Here is a 22303-nt window from a genome sequence, read left to right on the forward strand (position 1 = left end):
TGACCTTTGAGGGCCGGGAGGGCGATAGACCAACAGGATATGGGTGTTGGCTAACAAGGTTTTACGGCAAACTGGCACGACCTCCGACACAAGGCCACTGAATGGATCATTACGCCCCGCGCAACTGGCAGCCCCACGAGCGGCCCAGCTTGCCCGGTTCGCCTTCCACGCCGCTGCACTCCACGCCCAAACGCCTGGCCTATGCGCTGGTCGGATTGCTGGTGGCGTTGACCGGGGGGTTGGGAAACTCCCTGGTGATTGCCAACCTGCCTTATCTGCAGGGCGCGCTGGGTGCGACCACCGCCGAGATGGCCTGGCTGCCGGCCGCGTACGTGATGACCAATGTGTCGATGAACCTGCTGCTGGTGAAGTTTCGCCAGCAGTTCGGCTTGCGCGCGTTCACCGAAGTGTTCCTGGTGCTCTACGCGTTGGTGACCTTCGGCCACTTGTTCGTCAACGACCTGAACTCGGCGATTGCAGTACGTGCGGCTCACGGCATGGTCGGGGCGGCGTTGAGTTCGTTGGGGCTGTACTACATGATCCAGGCGTTCCCCGCGAAGTGGCGCATGAAGGCGCTGGTGCTCGGGCTTGGGACTTCGCAGCTGGCTCTGCCCCTGGCCCGGCTGTTTTCCGAAGACTTGCTGCAGATCGCCGAATGGCGCGGCCTGTACCTGTTCGAACTGGGCATGGCGCTGTTGTCCCTGGGGTGCGTGTTCCTGCTCAAACTGCCCCCCGGGGACCGTTTCAAGACTTTCGAAAAACTCGACTTCCTGACGTTCGCCATTCTGGCCAGCGGCGTCGCACTGCTCTGCGCGGTGCTCTCGCTGGGGCGTATCGACTGGTGGCTGGAAGCACCCTGGATTGGCGTGGCGTCGGCGGGTTCCATCGCGCTGATCATGACCGGCCTTGCCATCGAGCATAACCGCAGCAACCCGATGCTGATGACTCGCTGGCTGGGCAGCGGGGTGATGATTCGCCTGGCCCTGGCGGTGGTGCTGATTCGCATGGTGGCCTCGGAGCAGTCCACCGGCGCCGTCGGCTTCATGCAAGCCCTGAACATGAGCACCCAGCAGCTGCACAGCCTGTATGTGGTGATGATGATCGGCAGCATTGCCGGGCTGGTCACCAGCGCGCTGACCATCAACCCCAAGCACCTGTTCAGCCCGTTGATCGTGTCGCTGGCGTTGATGGCTGTCGGTTCGGTGATCGACAGCCATTCGAATAACCTGACCCGTCCGGAAAACCTGTATTTCAGCCAGTTCCTGCTGGCATTCGGCAGTACATTTTTTCTCGGGCCGACCATGGTGCTGGGCACGCGCAATGTATTGACCAACCCGCGCAACCTGGTGAGCTTCTCGGTGCTGTTTGGTATCTGCCAGAACCTCGGCGGCTTGATCGGTGCAGCGTTGCTGGGCACTTTTCAGATTGTTCGCGAGAAATTTCACTCCAGTAACATTGTCGAACACCTGGTGTTGACCGATCCGCTGGTGGCTGCCCGGGTCCAGAGCGGCAGCAATGCCCTGGGTTCGGTGATCGCCGATCCAGCCTTGCGCAATCTGCAGGGCATACGCAGCCTGGCGACGGCCGCTACGCGCGAGGCCAATGTGCTGGCCTATAACGACGTGTTCATGCTCATCGCAGTGATCGCCGTGCTGACGATGATCTGGATCTCCATTCGCGCCCTGTGGCTGATGAGCACTACAAAGAACGTCACTCCAACGCCTTCCGACTCCACCAGCGGTGCCACACCTTCATGACCGAACCGACCACGACGACCACCAACGCCATTGCCGCCACCCCCGAGGGCGTTGCGCCACCGTCCACGCCCGCCACCGAGCCGCGCTCGCTACGGGTTCGAGTGCTTTCATCGATGGGCTTTGCGGCGATCGCCCTGGTGGGTGTGCTGATCGTGTTGTACGCCTGGCAGTTGCCACCGTTCAGCAGCGCGATCGAGACCACGGAAAATGCATTGGTGCGCGGCCAGGTGACCATCATCGGTCCGCAGCTCAGCGGCTACGTTTATGAAGTGCCGGTGTCGGACTTCCAGTTCGTCAAGACCGGCGACTTGCTGGTGCGCCTGGATGACCGGATCTACCAGCAGCGCCTGGACCAAGCCCTGGCACAATTGGCGGTGCAAAAAGCCGGCTTGGCCAACGTGGTGCAGCAACGCAACAGCGCCGAGGCCACCATCAAGCTGCGCCAGGCAGCAGTCGCCGACAGCCAGGCGCAGGCGCGCAAAAGTGCCGCCGACCTGCGCCGTAATAACGAGTTGGTTCGCGATGGTTCGGTGTCCAGGCGCGAGCTGGATGTGAGCCTGGCGGCGAACGCGCAGTCGATTGCCGCGGTCGCCCAGGCCCAGGCCAATCTGGAGATCGCCCGCCAGGATCTGCAGTCAGTGATCGTCAATCGAGGCTCACTGGAAGCGGCAGTGGCGAGCGCGGATGCCGCGGTGCAACTGGCGCGCATCGACCTTTCCAATACCCGAATCGTTGCGCCCCGGGACGGCCAGCTGGGGCAGATCGGTGTACGTCTGGGGGCCTATGTCAACTCCGGCGCGCAGCTGATGGCCCTGGTACCGCATCAGCTGTGGGTGATTGCCAACATGAAGGAAACCCAGATGAACAACGTGCGGGTCGGCCAGCCGGTGACGTTCACGGTGGATGCACTGGACCACCGCAAGTTCAAGGGCCGGGTGCAGCGGATCTCACCCGGTACCGGTTCTGAATTTGCGCTGCTGCAAGCCGACAACGCCACCGGCAACTTCGTCAAGATCGCCCAGCGGGTGCCGGTGCGGATTACCGTGGACGAAGATCAGGCCGAGAGCGAGCGGCTGCGGCCGGGGATGTCGGTGGTGGTGAGCATTGATACGGCGGCTTCAGGCGACCCCGCAGCCCCATAACATCGCGGTGGCGAGCAAGCTTTGCTCCCACAGATATCTCGTTCAGGCGGCCACCAGCGGTGGCATGGTGCCCAGCAACGACACTGCCGCCACCGCGCCAATCCCTAATAGCCACTCCATGATCACGCTGGTTTTCAGCGCCCCCATGCGCTGGTCGCAATCATTGACCCGCAGCCGATTGAACAACGCCAGGCCCAGCATCGCCGCCACTAACCCGACCTTGATCAACAGAATCAAGGCAAATCCCGACCACAATGGCGTCGGCCACAGCTGGCCCGTCAGTACTCGCACGTTGATCAGCCCCGTCAACACCAGTCCCGCCACCAGCGCGTAACCCACACCACTGAACCGCTGGAGAATGACGCCGATCGGGTGGACTGATGCCTGGCGCAAGATCATCACCAGCAGCATCAAGCCGCCCAGCCAGATGCCAACGCACACCAGGTGCACGATCTGATTGAGGATCAGCAGTTGGCCGTTCAAGCCATCGAGCATCGCGCCATGGCCCACGGGTGCAAGCGTCGCCAGCAACAAGCCACCCAATACCAGGCGCGGCAGCAGGGAGGCCTGCCAGCGTGTGAACAGCAACGCCAGCACCAGCCCGTTGAGTAACAGATGCCAGCGCCATACCTGGCCGAAAAACGTGTTGCCCATGACCAGTTGCAGGGTCGGCAGGTCAAGGGCGGCCGCCCAGTCCCCGGCCATGCTGGCAGTGATCAACAGTAACCAGCAGACGCCGCTCACCAACGCCACCGCTGCCAGCCATCGGCTCACCCGCGCCAGCGGCTGATCCAGCGTGGTAATGCCACGCCCCAACAGCAGGGGCCTGAACACCCAGGCCCCGACCAGCATCAGCACCACGGTGAAATGCAGAAAGCGGCACAGCACCATCGCGCTCGTCATGAATTACTGACCGACCTTGAAGCTGTAGGCGCCTTCACTTTTATGAGTATCGACCGACACCGCGTGCCATTCGACCTTGTACGCACCTGCAGTCAAAGGCGCTTGCGGCGTCACCACCAGGGTTTTCTTGTCACTGCCTTCGGTGGCCAGGCTTTTTACCGGTACGTTGCTGCCGTCCTTGCTCAGCGTCACCTTGGTAAAGGTCGCTTCCACCCCTTCGGAAAATACCAGGCGCAGCTCTGCCGGTGCGCTGACCGTGCTGTCGGCGGCCGGGCTCTGGCTTTTCAGGTGGGCATGAGCGAACACCGACGAGGCGGCGAACAGCGAGCCGAGGAGGGTGACGGTGGTCAGGGTTTTCTTGAGCGTCATCATGGAATACCTCTGGGCAGGTTGGAAGAGAGGTGCAGTTTACCTTCCAGGGCGCGCCGGGACGAAGTTTCGTTTTGCCCTGTCGCCGCGAAGTAGAGCGGATGCTAGTCTTGACCAACGCTGTCGTCAGGGAGCCCTCATGGGCAATCACAAGATCGAGATCCGTCGCAGTAACGTCGAGAAAATTCTGCTGGGGGCTGAAAAGGTCTTCGCCGAGAAAGGCTTCGGCAGTACCGCCATGGCCGACATTGCCGCCGAAGTGCAACTGCCGCGCTCCAACCTGCATTACTACTTCAGCACCAAGAGCGAACTCTACAGTGCAGTGCTGTTCGACCTGCTGGAAGTGTGGAAACAGGACGCCCTGTGCTTCGAAATGTTCGACGACCCGCGCGTGGTCCTCAGCAGCTACATCCGCGCCAAGATGCAACATTCGCGCAGCCGTCCGTACGGCTCCAAGGTCTGGGCCAACGAAATCATCCATGGCGCGCCGACGCTGGGTGAGGCACTGGACGCCAGCCTGTACGACTGGGCCAAGATGAAGGAAGCGAAAATCCGTCAGTGGGTGGAAGACAAACGCATCCTGCCGGTGGAGCCCTCCAGCCTGCTCTACATGATCTGGGCGTCGACCCAGCACTACGCCGACTTTGATCATCAGGTGAATATCCTGAATGATCACCAGCCATTGTCCGATATGCAGTTTGAGCGGGCGGTGCAGACGGTGACGAGTGTGATTTTGCGCGGGATTGGGTTGGAGCCCTAGATGTCCCATACATCAGTGGGTGTTGGCCAGGGAGTCGTCGGTCTGTGGTGCGCTTGAAAAGATCGCAGCCTCGTTGCACTCGACAGCTCCTACGGGGGCGGGGTGGCGCTTGGGCCGGGTAGGAGCTGTCGAGTGCAACGAGGCTGCGATCTTCTACTGTTTAAAGGTCAGACCGCGACATGGTAGGGGTTGCGCGGATCGTGGTTCCAGTCCAGGAACGGCTTGCCACTGTCGATCGGCACCATCTCGATGCAGTCCTGCACCGGGCAGGTGATCTGGCACAAGTTGCAGCCCACACATTCATCGTCGATCACTTGATACTTGTGCGTGCCATCGGCCTGCTTGAGGCTGGCCACCGCCTGGTGCGAGGTGTCTTCGCAGGCGATGTGGCAGCGGCCGCAGCCGATGCAGGCTTCCTGGTCGATCTTGGCGATGACCTGGTAGTTGATGTCGAGGTACTTCCAGTCCGTTGTATTAGCCACCGCACGCCCGGAAAAGTCCGCGATGCTGGCGTAGCCCTGACTGTCCATCCAGCGTGACAGGCCGTCTTTCATCTCCTCGACGATCCTGAAACCATGCAGCATCGCTGCCGTGCACACCTGCACCGTGCCGCTGCCGAGCGCAATGAATTCCGCTGCATCGCGCCATGTGCCAATGCCACCAATGCCGGAGATGGGTAGCCGCTGTGTCAGCGGGTCGCGGGCGATTTCGGCGACCATGTTCAGGGCGATGGGCTTGACTGCCGAACCGCAGTAACCACCGTGGGTACTCTGGCTACCGACCACCGGGTTGGCGACCATGCGTTCGAGGTTGACGCTGGTGATGGAGTTGATGGTATTGATCAGCGATACCGCATCGGCACCGCCGCGATGGGCGGCGCGGGCGGCGACGCGGATGTCGGTGATGTTGGGCGTGAGCTTGACGATCACGGGCAGCGAGCAGTAGGTCTTGCACCAGCGCGTGACCTGTTCGACGTACTCCGGCACCTGGCCGACCGCTGCGCCCATACCGCGCTCGGGCATGCCATGGGGACAGCCGAAGTTGAGTTCAATGCCGTCAGCACCGGTCGCTTCCACCAGCGGCAGAATGAATTTCCACGACTCTTCCACGCAAGGCACCATCAGCGAGACGATCAGCGCGCGGTCCGGCCAGTCCTTTTTGACCTGGGTGATTTCCCGCAGGTTGATTTCCAGGGAGCGGTCGGTAATCAGCTCGATGTTATTGAAACCCATGACTTCCCGGTTGGCGCCAAACAGCGCCGAGTAGCGTGATGACACGTTGACTGCTGCCGGGTCCTCGCCCAGGGTTTTCCAGACCACGCCACCCCAGCCAGCCTCGAAGGCGCGGACTACGTTATAAGCCTTGTCGGTGGGCGGTGCGGAAGCCAGCCAGAAGGGGTTGGGGGCTTTGATACCGGCGAAGTTGATCGAGAGATCGGCCATTTACGCAGCCTCCACATTGAGCATGAGTTGGGTGTGGATGGCCTCGGCGGCCAGTTTGCCGTGTTGCACCGCTTGCACGGTGAGGTCCTGATCGAGGCTGGTGCAATCGCCGCCCGCGTACACGCCAGGAATGCTGGTGCGCAGCTGTTCATCGACCTGGATGCGCTCGCCCTGGCGCTTCAATTCCCGGGCCAGTGGGTCGGCGAGTGCAGCGGTATCGAAGGCTTGGCCGATGGCTTTAAAAATCGCGTCGGCTGCCAGTTCGAAGGTTTCACCGGTGGTTTGCAGCCGATCTTCTACCAGCACGGTGCGGGCGAAGCGCATGCCACGCACGTTACCCAGGTCATCGAGCAACACTTGCTCCGGTTGGGCCCAGGTCAGCAGGCGCACCTGATTGGCTTTGGCGATGTCCTGCTCGTGGCCGGTGGCGCCCATTTCCTCGACGCCCCGGCGGTACACCAGGTTGACGTCGCGGGCGCCGAGGCGGGCCATTTGCACGGCCATGTCGATGGCCGTGTTGCCGGCGCCGAGGACGATACAGCGATCAGCCAGGGGCAATTGGGTCAGGTCGTCGGCCTGGCGCAGTTCGCGGATGTAGTCGGTAGCGGCGAGCAGTCCCGGCGCATCTTCGTGGGCCAGGCCCAGTTGCTTGCTGGCGTTCAAGCCAATGCCGAGGAATACAGAGTCGAATTGCTGGTGCAGTTCACTGAGGGTCAGGTTTTCGCCGAGTTTTTGCCCGTGACGTATTTCGATGCCGCCGATTTGCAGGAGGAAATCCAGCTCTTTCTGGGCGTAGTCGTCCACCAGTTTGTACTTGGCGATGCCGTACTCGTTGAGGCCGCCGGCCTTTTCCCGTGCCTCGAAGATCACCACGTCGTGGCCGTGCATGGCACTGCGGTGGGCGCAGGACAGCCCGGCGGGACCGGCACCCACCACTGCGATGCGTTTGCCGGTAGCCGCCGCACGGGAGAATGGATGCGTGCTGAAGTGCGCGTTGTCGACTGCGTAGCGTTGCAGCAGGCCGATCAGTACCGGTGCGCACTCATGATCGTTGTTGCGCACGCAGGCCTGCTGGCAAAGAATTTCCGTGGGACAGACCCGCGCACAACTGCCGCCCAGTATGTTCGCGGAGAGTATTTTATGGGCGGCACCTTGCACGTTGTCCGCATGGATATTGCGGATGAACGACGGGATATCGATTTCACTTGGGCAAGCATTCACACAGGGCGCGTCGTAGCAGTAGAGGCAGCGCGAAGCCTCCAAGTGCGCCTGCCGGTCGTTGAGTGGTGGCGCCAGGTCGGTAAAGTGACCGGCGAGGGCGACCGCACTTTCATGGGGATGCGGGAGGTGGTTCAAGCTCTTGATCACGGTGTTGGCCTCACGGTTATTGAGGTGCTGCCTCTGGTGGGCAGTGGGTTTTCTGTTGCGTCCGGGCTGGCCCGCAATGGCCGAAGGCCTGGATTTCAGCGCTTCACAGCAACTGGCTGATTCAACTCAGCCCGCTTGCTCAGCAGGTCAAACACCGCCGGATATGCCGGCCGCTCGACATACCGCCCTGCACCGCGTTCGGCCCGCAGGTCACCATCGGCCCAGACCACTCGGCCCTGGCTGATCGTGTGGCTGGGCACACCGCGTACGGTCTTGCCTTCAAAGATATTGAAGTCGACCTGCTGGTGATGGGTGGCCGCGGAAATGGTCCGGGTACCTTGCGGATCCCACAGCACCAGGTCGGCATCGGCACCGACGCGAATGGCGCCTTTGCGCGGGTAGAGGTTGAAAATTTTCGCGGTGTTGGTCGAGGTCAGCGCCACGAACTGCTGCATCGAGAAACGCCCGGTGTTAACCCCCTCATCCCACAGCACGGCCATGCGGTCTTCGATACCGGCGGTGCCGTTGGGGATCTTGCTGAAGTCATCGCGCCCGGCCGCTTTCTGCTCGGCACAGAAGCAGCAATGGTCGGTGGCGGTGGTGTGCAGGTTGCCCGATTGCAGCCCGTGCCAGAGTGCCTCCTGATGCCCGCGCGGGCGGAAGGGCGGGCTCATGACGTAGCCGGCGGCAGTGTTCCAGTCCGGGTGCTGATAGACGCTGTCGTCCAGCAGCAAGTGCCCGGCGAGGACCTCGCCGTAGACCTGCTGGCCCTTGCTGCGGGCATAGGTGATTTCGTCGAGGGCTTCCTTGGTCGAGACATGCACCAGGTACAGCGGGGTGCCCAGGGTTTCGGCAATACGGATCGCCCGGCTGGCGGCTTCGCCTTCCACCTGTGAAGGCCGCGACAGCGGGTGCGCTTCCGGCCCGGTGATGCCCTGGGCCATCAGCTTGCGTTGCAGGTGATACACCAGCTCGCCATTTTCCGCGTGTACGGTCGGCACGGCGCCCAGCTCCAGGCAGCGTTCGAAACTCGCCACCAGGGTATCGTCCGCCGCCATGATCGCGTTCTTGTAAGCCATGAAATGCTTGAAGCTATTGACCCCGTGCTGGCTGACCAACTCGGCCATTTCTTCGCGAACCTGCTCGCTCCACCAGGTGATGGCGACGTGGAAGCCGTAGTCCGCTGCCGATTTTTCTGCCCAGCCGCGCCATTGATGAAAGGCTTCCATCAGCGATTGCTGCGGGTTGGGAATCACGAAGTCGATAATCGAGGTGGTGCCACCGGCAAGCCCTGCCGCCGTGCCGCTGAAAAAATCTTCGCTGGCCACCGTGCCCATGAAGGGCAGTTGCATGTGAGTGTGCGGATCGATACCACCGGGCATCAAGTACTGGCCGCTGCCGTCGAGCACTTCGGCACCCGCCGGAACATCCAGTTGATCGCCGATGGCTTTGATCACGCCGTCGGCGCAATAGACGTCGGCGCGATAACTTTCATCGTGAGTTACAACGGTGGCGCCACGGATCAACAGAGACATTCCGAGTTCCTCGCAGGCAATGACCGACTGGTGCCGGTTCTAAATGTTTTATATGAACCAGACGCAAACAGGTGTATTCCTGTCAGCGCTGTCAGGAATAGAAACTAGTCCGAGTTTGAGGAATGAGCAAGATTATTTTTTATAAGCTAATGCCATTAATAACCTATTGATAAATAAAGATTAAATATTGAAATCACCAATTTGGTTCAAGCTTTCACCATTTTGACGCACTTGACAGGATGCCAAAATAGACGAGATTTCTTATGTGAAATCAGCTGCTTGAGAAGCGTCTATGGTTAACGCGCAAAGCGGGGAAAAAAGTTTGATGCACCAGTTTGAGTCCTGACGGTTCAGACAACTTTGCCTGGTCGTCGCCCTGAGCGCCGGGCAGTGTCCCGAGGACCGTTTGTTTATATGAATAAACATGATGAGTTTCAGAGAGTTAACGCTTTTTAATGGATCTGCCCGATGCGCAAGCGGGGCAATCGGCATGTTTATTGATGTCGCCAGCCCCTGATGAGCAAGATAATCAAAAATAACAGTGGAGCGGCCATGCAACAGATCAGATCGCAAGTGACCGAGCGCAACGGCTTGTATGAGCTGGAAGCCGGCACCGACGTCCTCGACAGTCCCCGTTACAACCACGACATGGCACCGACCAAGGTGCGCGAACGAACCTGGAACAAGTGGCATATCACGGCATTGTGGGTCGGCATGTCGATCTGCGTGCCGACCTACACCCTCGGTGGCGTGCTCACTGCCTATTTCGGCCTGAGTGTCGGCGAGGCGCTGCTGGCGATTCTGTTTGCCAACATCATTGTGCTGATCCCGCTGACGTTGAACGCGTTTCCCGGCACCAAGTACGGCATCCCTTTTCCAGTGTTGCTGCGTTCCTCTTTTGGCATTCTCGGCTCCAACATTCCCTGCCTGATTCGGGCGCTGGTGGCCTGTGGCTGGTTCGGTATCCAGACCATGTTCGGCGGGTTGGCGATTCACCTGTTCCTCGGTTCGGTGTTCGAGGGCTGGAAGTCCCTGGGCGGCACCGGGGAGGTGATCGGTTTCATGGTGTTCTGGGCCCTGAACCTGTGGGTAGTGATCCGCGGTGCCGAGTCGATCAAGTGGCTGGAGACACTGTCTGCACCCTTGCTGGTGCTGGTTGGGGTGGGAGTGCTGGTGTGGGCGATGCCCAACGTGTCGATGACCGAGCTGATGGCGATCCCGGCCAAGCGTCCGGAAGGGGCGAGCGTTGTCAGTTACTTCGCCGCCGGGCTCACCGCAATGGTCGGTTTCTGGGCGACCTTGTCCCTGAACATTCCGGATTTCAGCCGTTATGCCAAGAGCCAGAAGGACCAGATAGTCGGGCAGATTATCGGCCTGCCACTGACCATGTTCCTGTTTGCCGCCCTGGGTGTGGTGATGACCGCGGCCTCGGTCAAGCTGGTGGGGGTGACCGTGTCCGATCCGGTAACGTTGATTGGTCATATCCAGAGCCCGGTGTGGGTCGCCCTGGCCATGGCACTGATCATTATCGCGACGCTGTCGACCAACACTGCGGCGAATATCGTGTCGCCGACCAACGATTTCCAGAACATTGCGCCAAAGGTCATCAACCGCACCAAGGCGGTGTTGCTGACCGGGGTGGTCGGGCTGGTGCTGATGGCCCATGAATTGTTGAAGAAGCTTGGCTTGATCGTTTCCGACGTCAGCCTGGAGACGGTGTATTCCAACTGGTTGCTCGGTTATTCGAGTTTGCTGGGGCCGATTGCCGGGATCATGGTGGTGGATTATTTCCTGATCAGGAAACAGCAACTCGACCTCGCTGGGCTGTACCGCGATGACGTGTACCCGGCCTGGAACTGGTTCGGTTTTATCGCCTTCGGCGTGCCGGTGGCGCTGACCTTGCTGTCGTTGGGCAGCGATGCGTTCAGCTGGTTTTACAGTTATGGCTGGTTTACCGGTTCGGCCTTGGGCGGGTTGATTTATTACGGGTTGTGTTCACTGCGACCTGACCCGTCTGTTGCGAAATCTGCGGTGTAAGTGCCGGCCTCATCGCGGGCAGCCCGGCTCCCACAGGAGTGGTGTCAGACGCAACTAACGGGGACACCACAATCCTTTGGGAGCCGGGCTTGCCCGCGATGACGGCAGTGATAGCACCGGAAAAAATCTGAATAATCCAATAACAAGTCGCCTGAGGAGATCAACATGAACGCTGCTGTAGACGTTCTGCAGTCCACCCATCAGCACATCAACCGCGATCGCCTGTGGCAGTCGCTCATGGAACTGGCCAAGCTTGGCGCCACGGTCAAAGGCGGTGTCTGTCGCCTGGCCCTGACCGACCTCGATCGTCATGCTCGGGATATCTTTGTCAGTTGGTGCGAAGAGGCGGGCTGCACCGTCAGCATCGACGCGGTCGGCAATATTTTCGCCCGCCGTCCCGGGCGCAATCCGGACCTGCCTCCCGTGATGACCGGCAGCCACATCGACACCCAGCCCACCGGTGGCAAGTTCGATGGCTGCTTTGGTGTGCTGGCCGGCGTTGAGGTGCTGCGCACCCTCAACGATCTGGGCGTGGAAACCGAGGCCCCGCTGGAGGTGGTGGTCTGGACCAACGAAGAGGGCTCGCGTTTTGCGCCGTGCATGATGGGCTCGGGGGTCTTCGCGGAAAAATTCACGCTGGAGGAAACCCTGGCCAAAGTCGATGCCGACGGCGTCACCGTGGGCGAGGCACTCAATGCCATCGGCTACGCCGGCACTCGCAAGGTCAGCGGCCATGCGGTCGGTGCCTATTTTGAAGCGCACATCGAGCAAGGCCCGATTCTTGAGGATGAGCGCAAGACTATCGGCGTGGTCATGGGGGCTCTCGGGCAGAAGTGGTTCGACCTGAAACTGCGCGGAGTCGAAGCCCATGCCGGCCCGACGCCAATGCACTTGCGCAAGGACGCCCTGGTCGGCGCCTCCATCATCGTGGGTGCGGTCAATCGTGCCGCCCTGGGTCATCAACCTCACGCCTGCGGCACGGTCGGGTGCCTGCAAGCCTATCCCGGCTCGCGCAATGTCATTCCCGGCGAAGTGCGCATGACCCTGGACTTCCGGCACCTGGAACCGGCTCGCCTGGATTCGATGATTGCCGAAGTTCGCCAGGTGATTGAAGCCACCTGCGAGCAACATGGCCTGAGCTACGAACTGACGCCCACGGCGGATTTCCCGCCGCTGTATTTCGAGCAAGGTTGTGTCGACGCGGTGCGCAATGCGGCGCAGGGGCTGGGTCTGTCGCACATGGACATCGTCAGTGGCGCGGGGCATGACGCGATCTTCCTCGCCGAACTGGGGCCGGCGGGGATGATCTTCGTGCCGTGCGAAGGCGGTATTAGCCACAACGAGATCGAAAATGCGGCGCCGGATGACCTGGCGGCGGGGTGTGCGGTGTTGTTGCGGGCAATGCTGGCGGCTTCGGCGGCGATTGCAGGGGGGCAACTGGCGGCTTGAATGATGAGGTCCCCGTAGGAGCTGCCGCAGGCTGCGATCTTTTGGCTGCGTCGAAAGCGGCGCGAGATCAAAAGATCGCAGCCTGCGGCAGCTCCTACCGGGGGCTAGTCGTCGACGTGCATCAGTTGCTGCACGCCTTCCCAGGCTTCGGCGCGCATGCGCTCCAGGTCGAGCCCCGGGATCACGCCGTCATCGACCACCACCCGGCCACCCACCAGGCTGTAGCGCACGGTGATCGGTTCGCCCGCGACCACCGGTGCTACCGCCAGGTCGTGGAAGCCGAAAAAGCGCGGGTGATCCAGGCCGTAGATCACCAGGTCCGCTGCCTGTCCGATCTCCAGTGTGCCCACCGCACCGAGGCCCAATACCTGAGCGCCGCCGGCCGTGCCCCAGTGAATCACGTCTTCGGCGGTGGTGGCGCCCGCGCCTTGTTCCGCCCGGTGAATCAGCCACGCGGTGTGTGCTTCACCGACCATGCTTCCGGACTCGTTCGACGCCACGCCATCGACGCCCAGGGATATCGGCACGCCGGCCTCGGCCATCTGTGGCACTGGCGCGATACCGCTACCCAGTCGAGCGTTGCTCACCGGGCAATGGGAAACGCCGGTGCCCGTCTGCGCGAGCATGCGGATTTCGCCAGGTTGCAGGTGCACCGCATGGGCGAACCAGACATCCGGGCCGAGCCACTCGTGCTCAGCGACGAATTCAACCGGCAGGCAATTGTATTTCTCGCGGCAGAAATTGACGTAGTTCTGCGTCTCCGACAGGTGCGTATGCAGGCGCAGGCCAAGGCCACGAGCCGTGTGAGCCAGCTCCCGCAGCAGGGTGGGCGGCAGCGAGAAAGTGGGCGTGGTCGGCGCCACCACGACCCGGCGCATGGCGTCCGGAATGTCCTGGTGATAGCGCGATTTCAAGCGCTCGATGTCGCCGACCATTTGCTCCAGCGACTCCGGCTGCAGCGCGGTTTTTGAAAAGCCGGGGTGTGCACTTGCCGACTCCAGGGCACCCCCTCGGCACAGCACGAAGCGCAAGCCGAATTCGTCCGCCGTGTCGAACAGCAGGTCACCTGTCTCGGTCGTGCCGTGGGCGTGGTACAGGTAGTGATGGTCGGCGCAGGTCGTCACCCCCGACAGCAGCAACTCGGCCATGCCCAGCCGCGCGGCAATGCGCGACAGCTGCGGGGTGAAGCGGTTGAGGCGTGGGTAGGGCACGCTGGCGAGCCAGCCTTGCAGGTCCTGGTTCAACCCCTCGGGCACGGCTTTGAGCAGGTTCTGGAACAGGTGATGGTGGGTGTTGATCCAGCCTGGATACACCAGGCAATGACGGGCGTCGATCACCCGCTCCCCGGGTTGCGCCTGCAGGCCGGCGGCCATTTCGGCGATGCGCCCGTTGACCACGCGGATGTCGACGCTGCCGGCCCGGGCGCGTTCGCCGCGCAGGCCGGTCATCACCTCCAGCGGGTTTTTGATCAGGATGTTTTGAAGTTGAGTCATGGGCTTCTCCGGTCAAAGGCTATGGGAGGCGGGTTTGCTGGCGGCGCTGTCTGGCGCGCTGACGCCATTGAGGGCGGCGTTAAGCAGCACTGACACCAGGCAGGCGATCACCACGCTGCTGTGCAGGAACGGCTGGCTCCACTCGGGCAATTGCTTGAACAGCGCCGGGGCCAGCACCGGCACCAGGGCGGCGGCGATGGTGAAACCGACGATCAGCACGTTGTAGCGATTACGCTCGTAGTCGACCTTGGCCAGGGTCTGGATGCCGGCGGCCGCGACCACGCCAAACATTGCGATCCCGGCACCACCCAGGGCTGCGGTCGGCATTGAGGCGATGATTGCCCCGGCCTTGGGCACCAGGGCCACGGTGCACATGAGCAATCCGCTGATCGCCACTACCCAGCGACTGCGCACGCCCGTGAGGATCACCAGGCCGACGTTCTCCATGAAGGCAATGAACGGGAAGGCGGCGAACATGCCGGCAATGGTGCTCGCCAGGCCGTTGGCCCGCAGGCCGTTGATCACCTGTTTTTCTTCCACCGGCTTGTCGACGATGTCGCCAATCGCGACGAACAGCCCCATGGACTCGACCATCTGCACAATCATCACCACCACCATGGTCGCGATCGGGATCAGGCTGAAGGTCGGCAGGCCGAAGTAGAACGGGTAGGGCACCGTGAGCCAGGGCGAATCGCCGACGCTGCTGAAGCTGCCCATACCCAGCCCGTACGCCAGCCCCGCGCCCACCAGCATGCCCACCAGCACCGCCATGTTGCGCAGCATCGGGCTGCCGTAGCGGTTGACCAGCAGGATGGTCAACAGCACCACGGCCGCGACAGCCAGGTACGCCGGCGCGCCAAAATCGCTGGCGTGACGCCCGCCACCGACCCACTCGTAGGCAATCGGGAACAGCTGCAGGCCGATCACGGTGACGATGCAGCCGGTGACCACTGGCGGGAAATAGCGCCGCAGTCGGCCGACGAAGGGCGCGACCAGCATGGTAAAAATCCCTGCGCCGATCACCGCTCCGCAAACCCCGGCAAATCCCACCTCCGGGTTGCTGCCAATGGCGATCACCGGGCCGACGCTGCTGAAGGCCACGCCCTGCAGAATTGGCAGGCGTACGCCGAATTTCCAGAAGCCCACGGTTTGCAACAGCGTGGCGATGCCCGAGCAGAACAACGTGGTGCTGATCAACACCACGGTATCGGCCTGGGACATTTTCAAGGCGCTGGCGACAATCAACGGCACGGCGATGGCGCCGATGTACGAGACGGCCATGTGTTGCAGGCCGAGGGTGAGCATTTGGCGCACAGGTAGAACCTGGTCGACCGGGTGGATGGTTGAAGGGGGAGTGGCTGACGACATGGGAATCACCTCTTGCTGTTTTATGCTGTAGAGAGGGGTATTCGTGCTGATGCCTGATGCCTGATACCTGTGGGCTACCAGAGGTGTCAGGCATCTGTATGCCCGGAGCCGCCATCCACCGGCTCCGATGCCGCTGCTTCAGCCTGCCAGGCAGGCGGCAAAGCCCTGGTTCAGCGCCGCGCGGTCCAGGTCGCGGCCGATGAACACGATCTTGCTGGAGCGCGGTTCAGTGCCCCACAAGGTTGATGCGCGAAACTCCACTAGGCTGTGAACGCCTTGCAGTACATAGCGCTGGTCCTGGTCCTGCACCGCCAGTACGCCTTTCATGCGGTACAGGTTGTCGGCCTGAGCGGTGCGCAGTTCGCTGATCCAGCGGTGAAACGCGCCGAGGTTCACCGCGCCGTCCACGGCAATGCCTACCGACGAGACACTGGGGTCGTGGTCATGATCCGGCTCGTGATGATGTTCGTGGCCGTGATGGTCATGTTCGGCGCCGATTTCCATGAGTTTTTGCGTGGACTCGAAGGCGCCGATGCCGAGGATTTTTGTCAGGTCGATTTCGGCATAGCTGGAGGTCACCAGGTCCGCAGTCGCGTTCAAGCCACGAATTTTTTCGCTCAGGGCGTGCACCTCGGCGCTGCTCACCAAGTCGACTTTGTTGATCACGATCCGGTCGGCGCAGACGATCTGGTCCACCGCCTGGTTGTCGACGCCATCGAGTTGCAGGTCTTCCAGATGCTGGGCGATGTGCTTGGCGTCAACCATGGTCACGATCGCATCCAGTTCCACTTCATCGGCGATGGGATCGTTGATGAAAAAGCTCTGTGCCACCGGGTACGGATCGGCCAGGCCACTGGTTTCGATCAGGATGTGGTCGAGGCGTACCGGGCGCGCCACCAGTTCGCGAACGATGCGCACCAGGTCTTCGCGGACCTCGGCGGTGCAGCACACACACCCGTTGACCATCTCGTAGATTTCCTCGGTCTCGGAACTGAGGACCAGGTCGCCGTCGATCCCGACCTCACCGAATTCGTTCTCGATCACCGCGATTTTGCGTCCGTGGTTTTCCTTGAGGATGTAGTTCAGCAGGGTGGTTTTGCCGGCGCCGAGAAAGCCGGTGAGGATGGTCACCGGGATCTTGCGGTTCGGGGTCGGGGCGTTGAATGGGCTGTTCATGTGATGCTCCTTTGGAACCAATGGGTCGGGGTACTGCAGTGTGTAAGCGAGCCTGCTCGCGATGGCGCTGGATCAGCCGATCCCGATGCTGGCTGTTGCGGCCTCATCGCGAACAGGCTCGCTCCCACAGGTTTTGCTTTTCAATGAATGAAGGTCCGGTTCGCCCCAGCGCAACGCGGTGCCGGCGTCCAGGCCGAACAGGTCGAGGACCCGACCCAGGCTGTGATCGACCATTTGCGCAAGGCTTTGCGGGCGGGCGTAAAAGGCCGGGACGGGTGGGGCGATGATCCCGCCCATTTCGGTGACGGCGGTCATGTTGCGCAGGTGCGCCAGGGTCAACGGCGTTTCCCGGGCCATCAGCACCAGGGTGCGGCGCTCCTTCAAGGTCACATCGGCCGCGCGGCCGATCAGGCCTGCGGAGGTGCCGGTGGCGATTTCCGCCAGGGTGCGCATGGAACAGGGCGCCACCACCATGCCCAGGCAACGAAACGAGCCACTGGCGATGCCCGCCGCGACGTCGTCTGCGCGGTGGTAGTGACTGGCCAGGGCGATCACGTCCGCCAGTTTGTAGCCGGTTTCATGGGCCATGGTCAGCAACGCGGCCCGGCTGATGACCAGGTGCGTTTCGATGTCGAGCCTGGCCAGCAACTCCAGCAGGCGCACGCCGTAGATAAACCCGGACGCGCCGCTGATACCGACCACCAGGCGCTGGCGATTCATGACCGATAACCCTGCAGCAGGCTGCGCGCGCGCTCCAGGGCGGCCTGGTCGAGTTGTGCCTTGATGCCGTCAAACCCTGCGCCGCGGGTGGCGTCCAGGCCCATGCGCGAGGTGGTGCCGTTGACCGAGGACGAAGGGTCCAGGGGACTGCCGGGCAAGCCGTCGATGACGAAGATGTCCTGATGCGGCTGGAAGTGCGTGGCCAAGGCCCAGAGCACCTGGCTGTCGTCATTGATGTCGATGTCGCTGTCCACCGCGATCACCGATTTCAGGTAAGGGTCCCAGCCCAGCAGCGCCAGCATGATCTGCCGCGCTTCGCCGTCGCGGCTCTGGTCCAGGGCCACGTAGCAATGAAAATGCGTACCGGAGTTGGGGTAGTGCACGGCGGTGACGGCGGGAAAGCGCGCCTTGAGCTTTTCGCTCATTTCGGCTTCCCGGGGTAGCCGCGCCAGTGTCAGGTGTTCGGCATAACGACCGCCGACCACGTCCACCAGCCAGGCATCCTTGCGGCGCATCAGGGTGTCGACGCGCAGCACGTTGTTGGTCGAACGGTCCGAGGAATAACCGCTGAACTCGCCAAACGGACCTTCTTCGGCATAGGCCGTCGGGTCGATCGCACCTTCGAGCACGAATTCGGCGAACGCCGGCACGCCGATGCCGTAGCGTGCGGTCTTGACCAGCACCAGCGGGGCGCCGAACAGGCCGCCGGCGACTGCCCGCTCATCACTGCCGAAAGGTAACCGCGCGGCGGCGGCGAGCATGAACAGCGGATGGGCGCCAACGACCATGGCCACGCGCAATTCTTCCCCGCGTTCCCGGGCGGTTTGCAGCATGCGCCACAGGTGACCCCGTGAGTGCAGGCTGGTGGCGAGGGTCTGCCGGGCATGGCGCATGGAGCGGTGATAGCTCATGTTGGCGATGCCGGTCAGCGGATCCTCGGCAATGATGATCGCGTTGGTAATGTAGGGGCCGCGGTCGCTGTCGAAGTGCTTGAGCATCGGCAACAAGGCCAGGTCCACGGCCTCGCCTTCGAAAATTTCGTCCAGCACCGGGCCGGTTTCAACGTAGCGCGGTGCGATGGGCTGGTTGGCGCGCGCCTGGAACGTCTCGTGCAGTTGCGCCGCGGTGACGCCGAAGATCCTTGCGATCCGGCTGCGGGAGGCGAACAGGTTGGTGGCTACGGGCACGCCGAGGTTGCCGACCTGTTCGCAGATCAACAGCGGATCGCGGCCCTGGCCGGCGAGGGCGTCGACCAGGGCGGTGACGTCCTGGTCGGCACTCAGGGGTTCGTGGATGGTCAGCACATCGTCCGGGTACAACCGGCGATAGGCGTCGATGAAAACGTGGAAATCCTGGGTATCGCCAAGCGTCGAAACGGTCATGGTTTCACCTCGTAAAAAAGCAGGCGCGCAGGGTTGAGGGCGACGTTCGATCGACAAGCCGTTGGCCCGCCGGTCGATCGAACGCCGGTTCATCTTCGCGCCTGTAAAGTCGCTGTACCGCAATGTTGTGGATTGGTGCAGAACCTGTGGGAGCTAGCCTGCTGGCGATACCGGTGGGCCAGTCGACATTGATTTTGACTGTGCTGCCGCCATCGCCAGCAGGCTGGCTCCCACAGGGTTCTGTGTGATGCCGATCTACAAATAAGTCGTGGTCAGGCGGATGTCCGCCTCGATCAGGTCCTTGGGTGGCGGCGTCGGTTCGATGCCGCACAGCCGGGCGATGTTGTTGCCCAGGTAGTCCTCCAGATGATCCTCATCGATGCCCAGGCCTTGCGGCGCAGGCGAGCACAACACTTCGAGTTCGCGTAGCCACATGCCCGGTTCGTTGGGTGGCGAGTCAGTGCCGAACACGATCTTGTTGCGCGGCAGGTCCTTGGCGAACTCGACGATCCGCGACTGGAAGCACCAGCCGGATTCGCAGTACACGTTCGGTGTGTCCATCGCCATCCAGAACGCTTCGAACGAATAGTTGCCGCCGGTCTGGATGCCGAAGTGACCGATGATGAAGTTGACCATCGGGAACTCGCGGATGATCGGGTAGAACATCGTCGGGATGGTGTACGGGCCGTCGCCGGTGTGGATCAGTACCACGATGTTGTACTTGGCGCAGACCTTCATCGCCGGGCGCAGCCAGTCCAGTGCGCGATCGGGGCGATAGCCGTGCATGTTGGCGTGCAATTTCAGCATCTTGAAGCCGTATTCCTTGATGTGGAATTCCAGCTCCGCGGCGCCGTTTTCCGGTCCCCAGCGCGGGTTGAAGTTGAAGTTGCCGATGAAGCGGTCCGGGTACTTCACACAGAGTTCGGCAATGTACGACATGTAGTCGCGCACGCCTTCGCGGCCCCGGCGGTTACCGTCGCGATAGCCGGTGTTGCCCGGTGGCGGCTGGATGAAACCCATGTCGATGCGGCGAGGTTTGCCGTTGATCATGTAGGGGCCGTCCATCAGCTTGAGCATGCGCTCGCCGGTGAAGGGTTCGCCCGTGTGGCGCCAGGCCTCGTCGACCAGGTTGGTGGGGTGCAGATGGGTGTCGATGATCATCGATTCAGCTCCTGGCCAGTTGGGTGGTGACGGGGCGCTTGAGTTGCGCCTCGGCTTCGGACACGGAACGCGGCGGGGCAGTCGGCTCGAGGCCGATCATCCGTGCGGTGTTGTTGCCCAGGTAGTCTTCGAGGGTGTCCTCGTCGAGGTTCAGGCCCTGCGGCGGCTCGTGGCACAGCACTTCCAGCAGGCGCAGCCACATGCCCGGCTCGTTGGGGGGTGTGTCGGTGCCGAAGAGGATTTTGTGGGTGGGCAGCACCTTGGCGAATTCGACGATCCGCGATTGCAGGCACCAGCCTGATTCGCAGTAGACGTTGGGCAGTTCCATGGCCCATTGCATGGGTTCGAACACGTAGACGCCACCGGTCTGCACGCCGAAGTGCGCCATGATGAAATCGACGTTGGGAAACTCCTTGATCATCGGCACCCATTCCGACGGGATACTGTAGGGGCCATCACCGGTGTGCAGCTTGACCGGGATGCCGAGCTCGGCGCATTTCTCGAAGGCCGGACGCACCCAGTCCAAGGCGCGGTCCGGGCGATAGGCATGCATGTTGGCCTGCATTTGCACCATCTTGAACCCGTGTTCCTTGACGTAGCGTTCGATCGCCTCGACGCCGTTCTGCACTCCGCAACGCGGGTTGTAGACAAAGCAGCCAATGAAACGATCTGGGTAGGTCTGGACCATCTTCAGGGTGTAGGCCATGTAGGCGTCGATGGACTCGCGACCTGTCAGGTCGCCGTCGGTCCAGGTGTAGATGGTGTTGCCCTGGGGGGGCTGGATGAAGGCTTTGTCGATGCGGCGAGGTTTGCCGTTGACCATGTACGGGCCATCCATCATCTCCAGCAGACGCTCGCCGGTGAACGGGTCACCGTCATGCCTCCAGGCGAGGTCCACCAGATCGGTGGGATAGCAGCTGATATCGATGATCATTGAAGTCGATCTCCTGATAGCGGAAAGGGAACCTTGCGGTTCGCTAGCAGCCACGTCCGGGCAATCGGCCATTTCTATGCGCAGCAGGCTGCGCATTCCCTCGCCTGGTCGCATCCGGCTCGGGACGCTGGCTGCTTGGGGAGGAGTATTGGAAGGGGGGGCAGGGTTCGTACAATATTAATTGGGCGGGGGGGTGATATGCGTTCGATATCGTTTCGTATTGACTGGGCGGGCCTCATCGCTGGCAAGCCAGCTCCCACAGGTTTTTGTGTTGTCAGAAAGACTGGGTCAACACTTTGATCCCTGTGGGAGCTGGCTTGCCAGCGATGGCGTCAGGATTCTGTACGCAAGGCCAGCTGCTTGATCACCTCAACCACAGGCGCCACGCGCTCGGCTTGCCCCGGCGGCCACACCGCATACAGGTTGTAATGCGCCGGGATCTGCGCGGTGTTCAGTTCAACCAAGCGCCCCGCGCGCAACGCATCTGCTGCCAACAGCCCACGCACCAATCCCGCACCGACCCCCGCTTCAGCCGCCGCAATCAGGTTCGCCGCATTATCGAAAATAACCCGCGCGGCCGGCTCGGTGGGGGTTAATCCTGCGGCATCCAGCCACGGAATCCACGACCGACGCGTGTAGCCCAGCAACGGCAATTGCAACACCTGCGCCGGCGTCATCGGCAGCTGCAGACCGTGCCGCTCAAGCAGTCCGGGGGAGGCCACCGCCATGACCCGGTCACCGCAGATCTGCGTCATCTCGCAGTCTTCCCAGTCGCCATAGCCATAACGCAATGCCAGGTCCACCCGCTCGAACGAAGTGCGATCCGAGCGTGGCACCGACAGCATCACGACTTCATGCCCGGGCAGTAAATCCAGAAGCTCGGGCAAGCGTGGGTTGAGCCAGCTCTGCGCCAGTTCGCTGTCGACATCGAGCGTCAGCCGCTGCGCCACGCTGCGGTTCTTCACTGAGGACAGCGCGCGGTCGATTTGTGCCAGGCCGTCAGAGAGCACGCTGGCGAACAACTGGCCGGCATCGGTCAGCTTGCTGCCACCGCCTTCGCGCACGAACAGCGGCTGGCCGATGAAGTCTTCCAGGGCACGGATCTGCTGGCTGATGGCGCTGTGGGTCAAGTCGAGCTTGCGCGCAGCGCTGGAAAAACTGCCGCTGCGCGCAGCCTGGATGAATGCGCTCATGGACTGTACCGACGGGTATCGTTTGTACATGCTGTTAGTCCTACTTACACAGGGTGGCAGAAATCGTCGCTGGCCCGATTGGCCTGCGGTTACCACTATTCGATCACCAGGCCC

The 22303-nt window shown here is 61.9% G+C and carries 18 protein-coding genes; 5 read left to right on the plus strand and 13 right to left on the minus strand.

Annotated elements, in window-relative coordinates:
- Nucleotides 1-101: 101 nt before the first annotated feature.
- Both AAEZ09_RS00110 and AAEZ09_RS00115 read left to right on the plus strand, forming a co-directional pair.
- Nucleotides 102-1757: an MFS transporter gene (locus AAEZ09_RS00110; protein WP_045060462.1), complete on the plus strand. Its 1656-nt coding sequence runs from the start codon at nucleotides 102-104 to the stop codon at nucleotides 1755-1757.
- Complete coding sequence (locus tag AAEZ09_RS00115; RefSeq protein WP_045060463.1) at nucleotides 1754-2899, plus strand: HlyD family secretion protein; 1146 nt, start codon at nucleotides 1754-1756, stop codon at nucleotides 2897-2899. The genes AAEZ09_RS00110 and AAEZ09_RS00115 overlap by 4 nt, the downstream gene beginning before the upstream one ends.
- Nucleotides 2900-2941: 42 nt before the next feature.
- Here AAEZ09_RS00115 and copD read toward each other — a convergent pair whose 3' ends face one another.
- Together copD and copC are read right to left on the minus strand one after the other, a co-directional pair.
- On the minus strand, nucleotides 2942-3802 hold the full coding sequence (copD, locus tag AAEZ09_RS00120) for a copper homeostasis membrane protein CopD (RefSeq protein ID WP_350597423.1): 861 nt from the start codon (nucleotides 3800-3802) through the stop codon (nucleotides 2942-2944).
- Between the two features lie 3 nt (nucleotides 3803-3805).
- Nucleotides 3806-4171, minus strand: a complete 366-nt coding sequence (gene copC, locus AAEZ09_RS00125) for a copper homeostasis periplasmic binding protein CopC (RefSeq protein ID WP_045060466.1) — start codon at nucleotides 4169-4171, stop codon at nucleotides 3806-3808.
- 139 nt (nucleotides 4172-4310) lie between these two features.
- Here copC and AAEZ09_RS00130 point away from each other — a divergent pair, with 139 nt between their 5' ends.
- On the plus strand, nucleotides 4311-4931 hold the full coding sequence (locus tag AAEZ09_RS00130) for a TetR/AcrR family transcriptional regulator (protein ID WP_122839627.1): 621 nt from the start codon (nucleotides 4311-4313) through the stop codon (nucleotides 4929-4931).
- Between the two features lie 167 nt (nucleotides 4932-5098).
- On the opposite strand, the gene preA is transcribed toward AAEZ09_RS00130, so the two are convergent.
- The 3 genes from preA to hydA all read right to left on the minus strand — a co-directional run bounded on the left by preA (nucleotide 5099) and on the right by hydA (nucleotide 9276).
- Nucleotides 5099-6373 (minus strand): NAD-dependent dihydropyrimidine dehydrogenase subunit PreA, encoded by a 1275-nt coding sequence (preA, locus tag AAEZ09_RS00135; RefSeq protein WP_350597424.1) that lies wholly within the window; start codon nucleotides 6371-6373, stop codon nucleotides 5099-5101.
- A complete protein-coding gene (locus tag AAEZ09_RS00140) occupies nucleotides 6374-7741 on the minus strand; it encodes an NAD(P)-dependent oxidoreductase (RefSeq protein ID WP_045060527.1) in 1368 nt (455 codons plus the stop codon). It abuts the gene before it with no gap.
- Nucleotides 7742-7836: 95 nt separating this feature from the next.
- Nucleotides 7837-9276: a dihydropyrimidinase gene (hydA, locus tag AAEZ09_RS00145; RefSeq protein ID WP_350597425.1), complete on the minus strand. Its 1440-nt coding sequence runs from the start codon at nucleotides 9274-9276 to the stop codon at nucleotides 7837-7839.
- Between the two features lie 552 nt (nucleotides 9277-9828).
- Here hydA and AAEZ09_RS00150 point away from each other — a divergent pair.
- Together AAEZ09_RS00150 and AAEZ09_RS00155 are read left to right on the plus strand one after the other, a co-directional pair.
- Entirely contained in the window at nucleotides 9829-11313 is a 1485-nt protein-coding gene (locus AAEZ09_RS00150; RefSeq protein ID WP_350597427.1) for an NCS1 family nucleobase:cation symporter-1, read from the plus strand.
- A 165-nt stretch (nucleotides 11314-11478) separates the two neighbouring features.
- Entirely contained in the window at nucleotides 11479-12762 is a 1284-nt protein-coding gene (locus AAEZ09_RS00155; RefSeq protein WP_350597429.1) for a Zn-dependent hydrolase, read from the plus strand.
- Nucleotides 12763-12866: 104 nt separating this feature from the next.
- Here AAEZ09_RS00155 and AAEZ09_RS00160 read toward each other — a convergent pair whose 3' ends face one another.
- From AAEZ09_RS00160 to AAEZ09_RS00195, 8 genes are all read right to left on the minus strand, one after another.
- Nucleotides 12867-14255: an amidohydrolase family protein gene (locus AAEZ09_RS00160; RefSeq protein ID WP_350597430.1), complete on the minus strand. Its 1389-nt coding sequence runs from the start codon at nucleotides 14253-14255 to the stop codon at nucleotides 12867-12869.
- Between the two features lie 12 nt (nucleotides 14256-14267).
- Nucleotides 14268-15623 (minus strand): nucleobase:cation symporter-2 family protein, encoded by a 1356-nt coding sequence (locus tag AAEZ09_RS00165; protein WP_045060520.1) that lies wholly within the window; start codon nucleotides 15621-15623, stop codon nucleotides 14268-14270.
- A 138-nt stretch (nucleotides 15624-15761) separates the two neighbouring features.
- The gene (locus AAEZ09_RS00170; RefSeq protein ID WP_045060519.1) at nucleotides 15762-16799 is read right to left on the minus strand and encodes a CobW family GTP-binding protein; all 1038 of its coding nucleotides are present in this window, start codon (nucleotides 16797-16799) and stop codon (nucleotides 15762-15764) included.
- Between the two features lie 72 nt (nucleotides 16800-16871).
- The gene (locus AAEZ09_RS00175) at nucleotides 16872-17519 is read right to left on the minus strand and encodes a UbiX family flavin prenyltransferase (protein ID WP_205892729.1); all 648 of its coding nucleotides are present in this window, start codon (nucleotides 17517-17519) and stop codon (nucleotides 16872-16874) included.
- The gene (locus tag AAEZ09_RS00180; protein ID WP_350597815.1) at nucleotides 17516-18901 is read right to left on the minus strand and encodes a UbiD family decarboxylase; all 1386 of its coding nucleotides are present in this window, start codon (nucleotides 18899-18901) and stop codon (nucleotides 17516-17518) included. The genes AAEZ09_RS00175 and AAEZ09_RS00180 overlap by 4 nt, the downstream gene beginning before the upstream one ends.
- A 255-nt stretch (nucleotides 18902-19156) precedes the next feature.
- Nucleotides 19157-20062, minus strand: coding sequence for an amidohydrolase family protein (locus tag AAEZ09_RS00185; RefSeq protein ID WP_045060517.1), 906 nt, complete (start codon nucleotides 20060-20062; stop codon nucleotides 19157-19159).
- 4 nt (nucleotides 20063-20066) lie between these two features.
- Entirely contained in the window at nucleotides 20067-20996 is a 930-nt protein-coding gene (locus AAEZ09_RS00190) for an amidohydrolase family protein (RefSeq protein ID WP_045060516.1), read from the minus strand.
- Between the two features lie 332 nt (nucleotides 20997-21328).
- Nucleotides 21329-22219: a LysR substrate-binding domain-containing protein gene (locus AAEZ09_RS00195; RefSeq protein WP_205892728.1), complete on the minus strand. Its 891-nt coding sequence runs from the start codon at nucleotides 22217-22219 to the stop codon at nucleotides 21329-21331.
- Between the last annotated feature and the right edge of the window lie 84 nt (nucleotides 22220-22303).

This window comes from Pseudomonas sp. 65/3-MNA-CIBAN-0223, from assembly GCF_040310425.1.
In the GTDB taxonomy this organism is placed as follows: domain Bacteria; phylum Pseudomonadota; class Gammaproteobacteria; order Pseudomonadales; family Pseudomonadaceae; genus Aquipseudomonas; species Aquipseudomonas gregormendelii.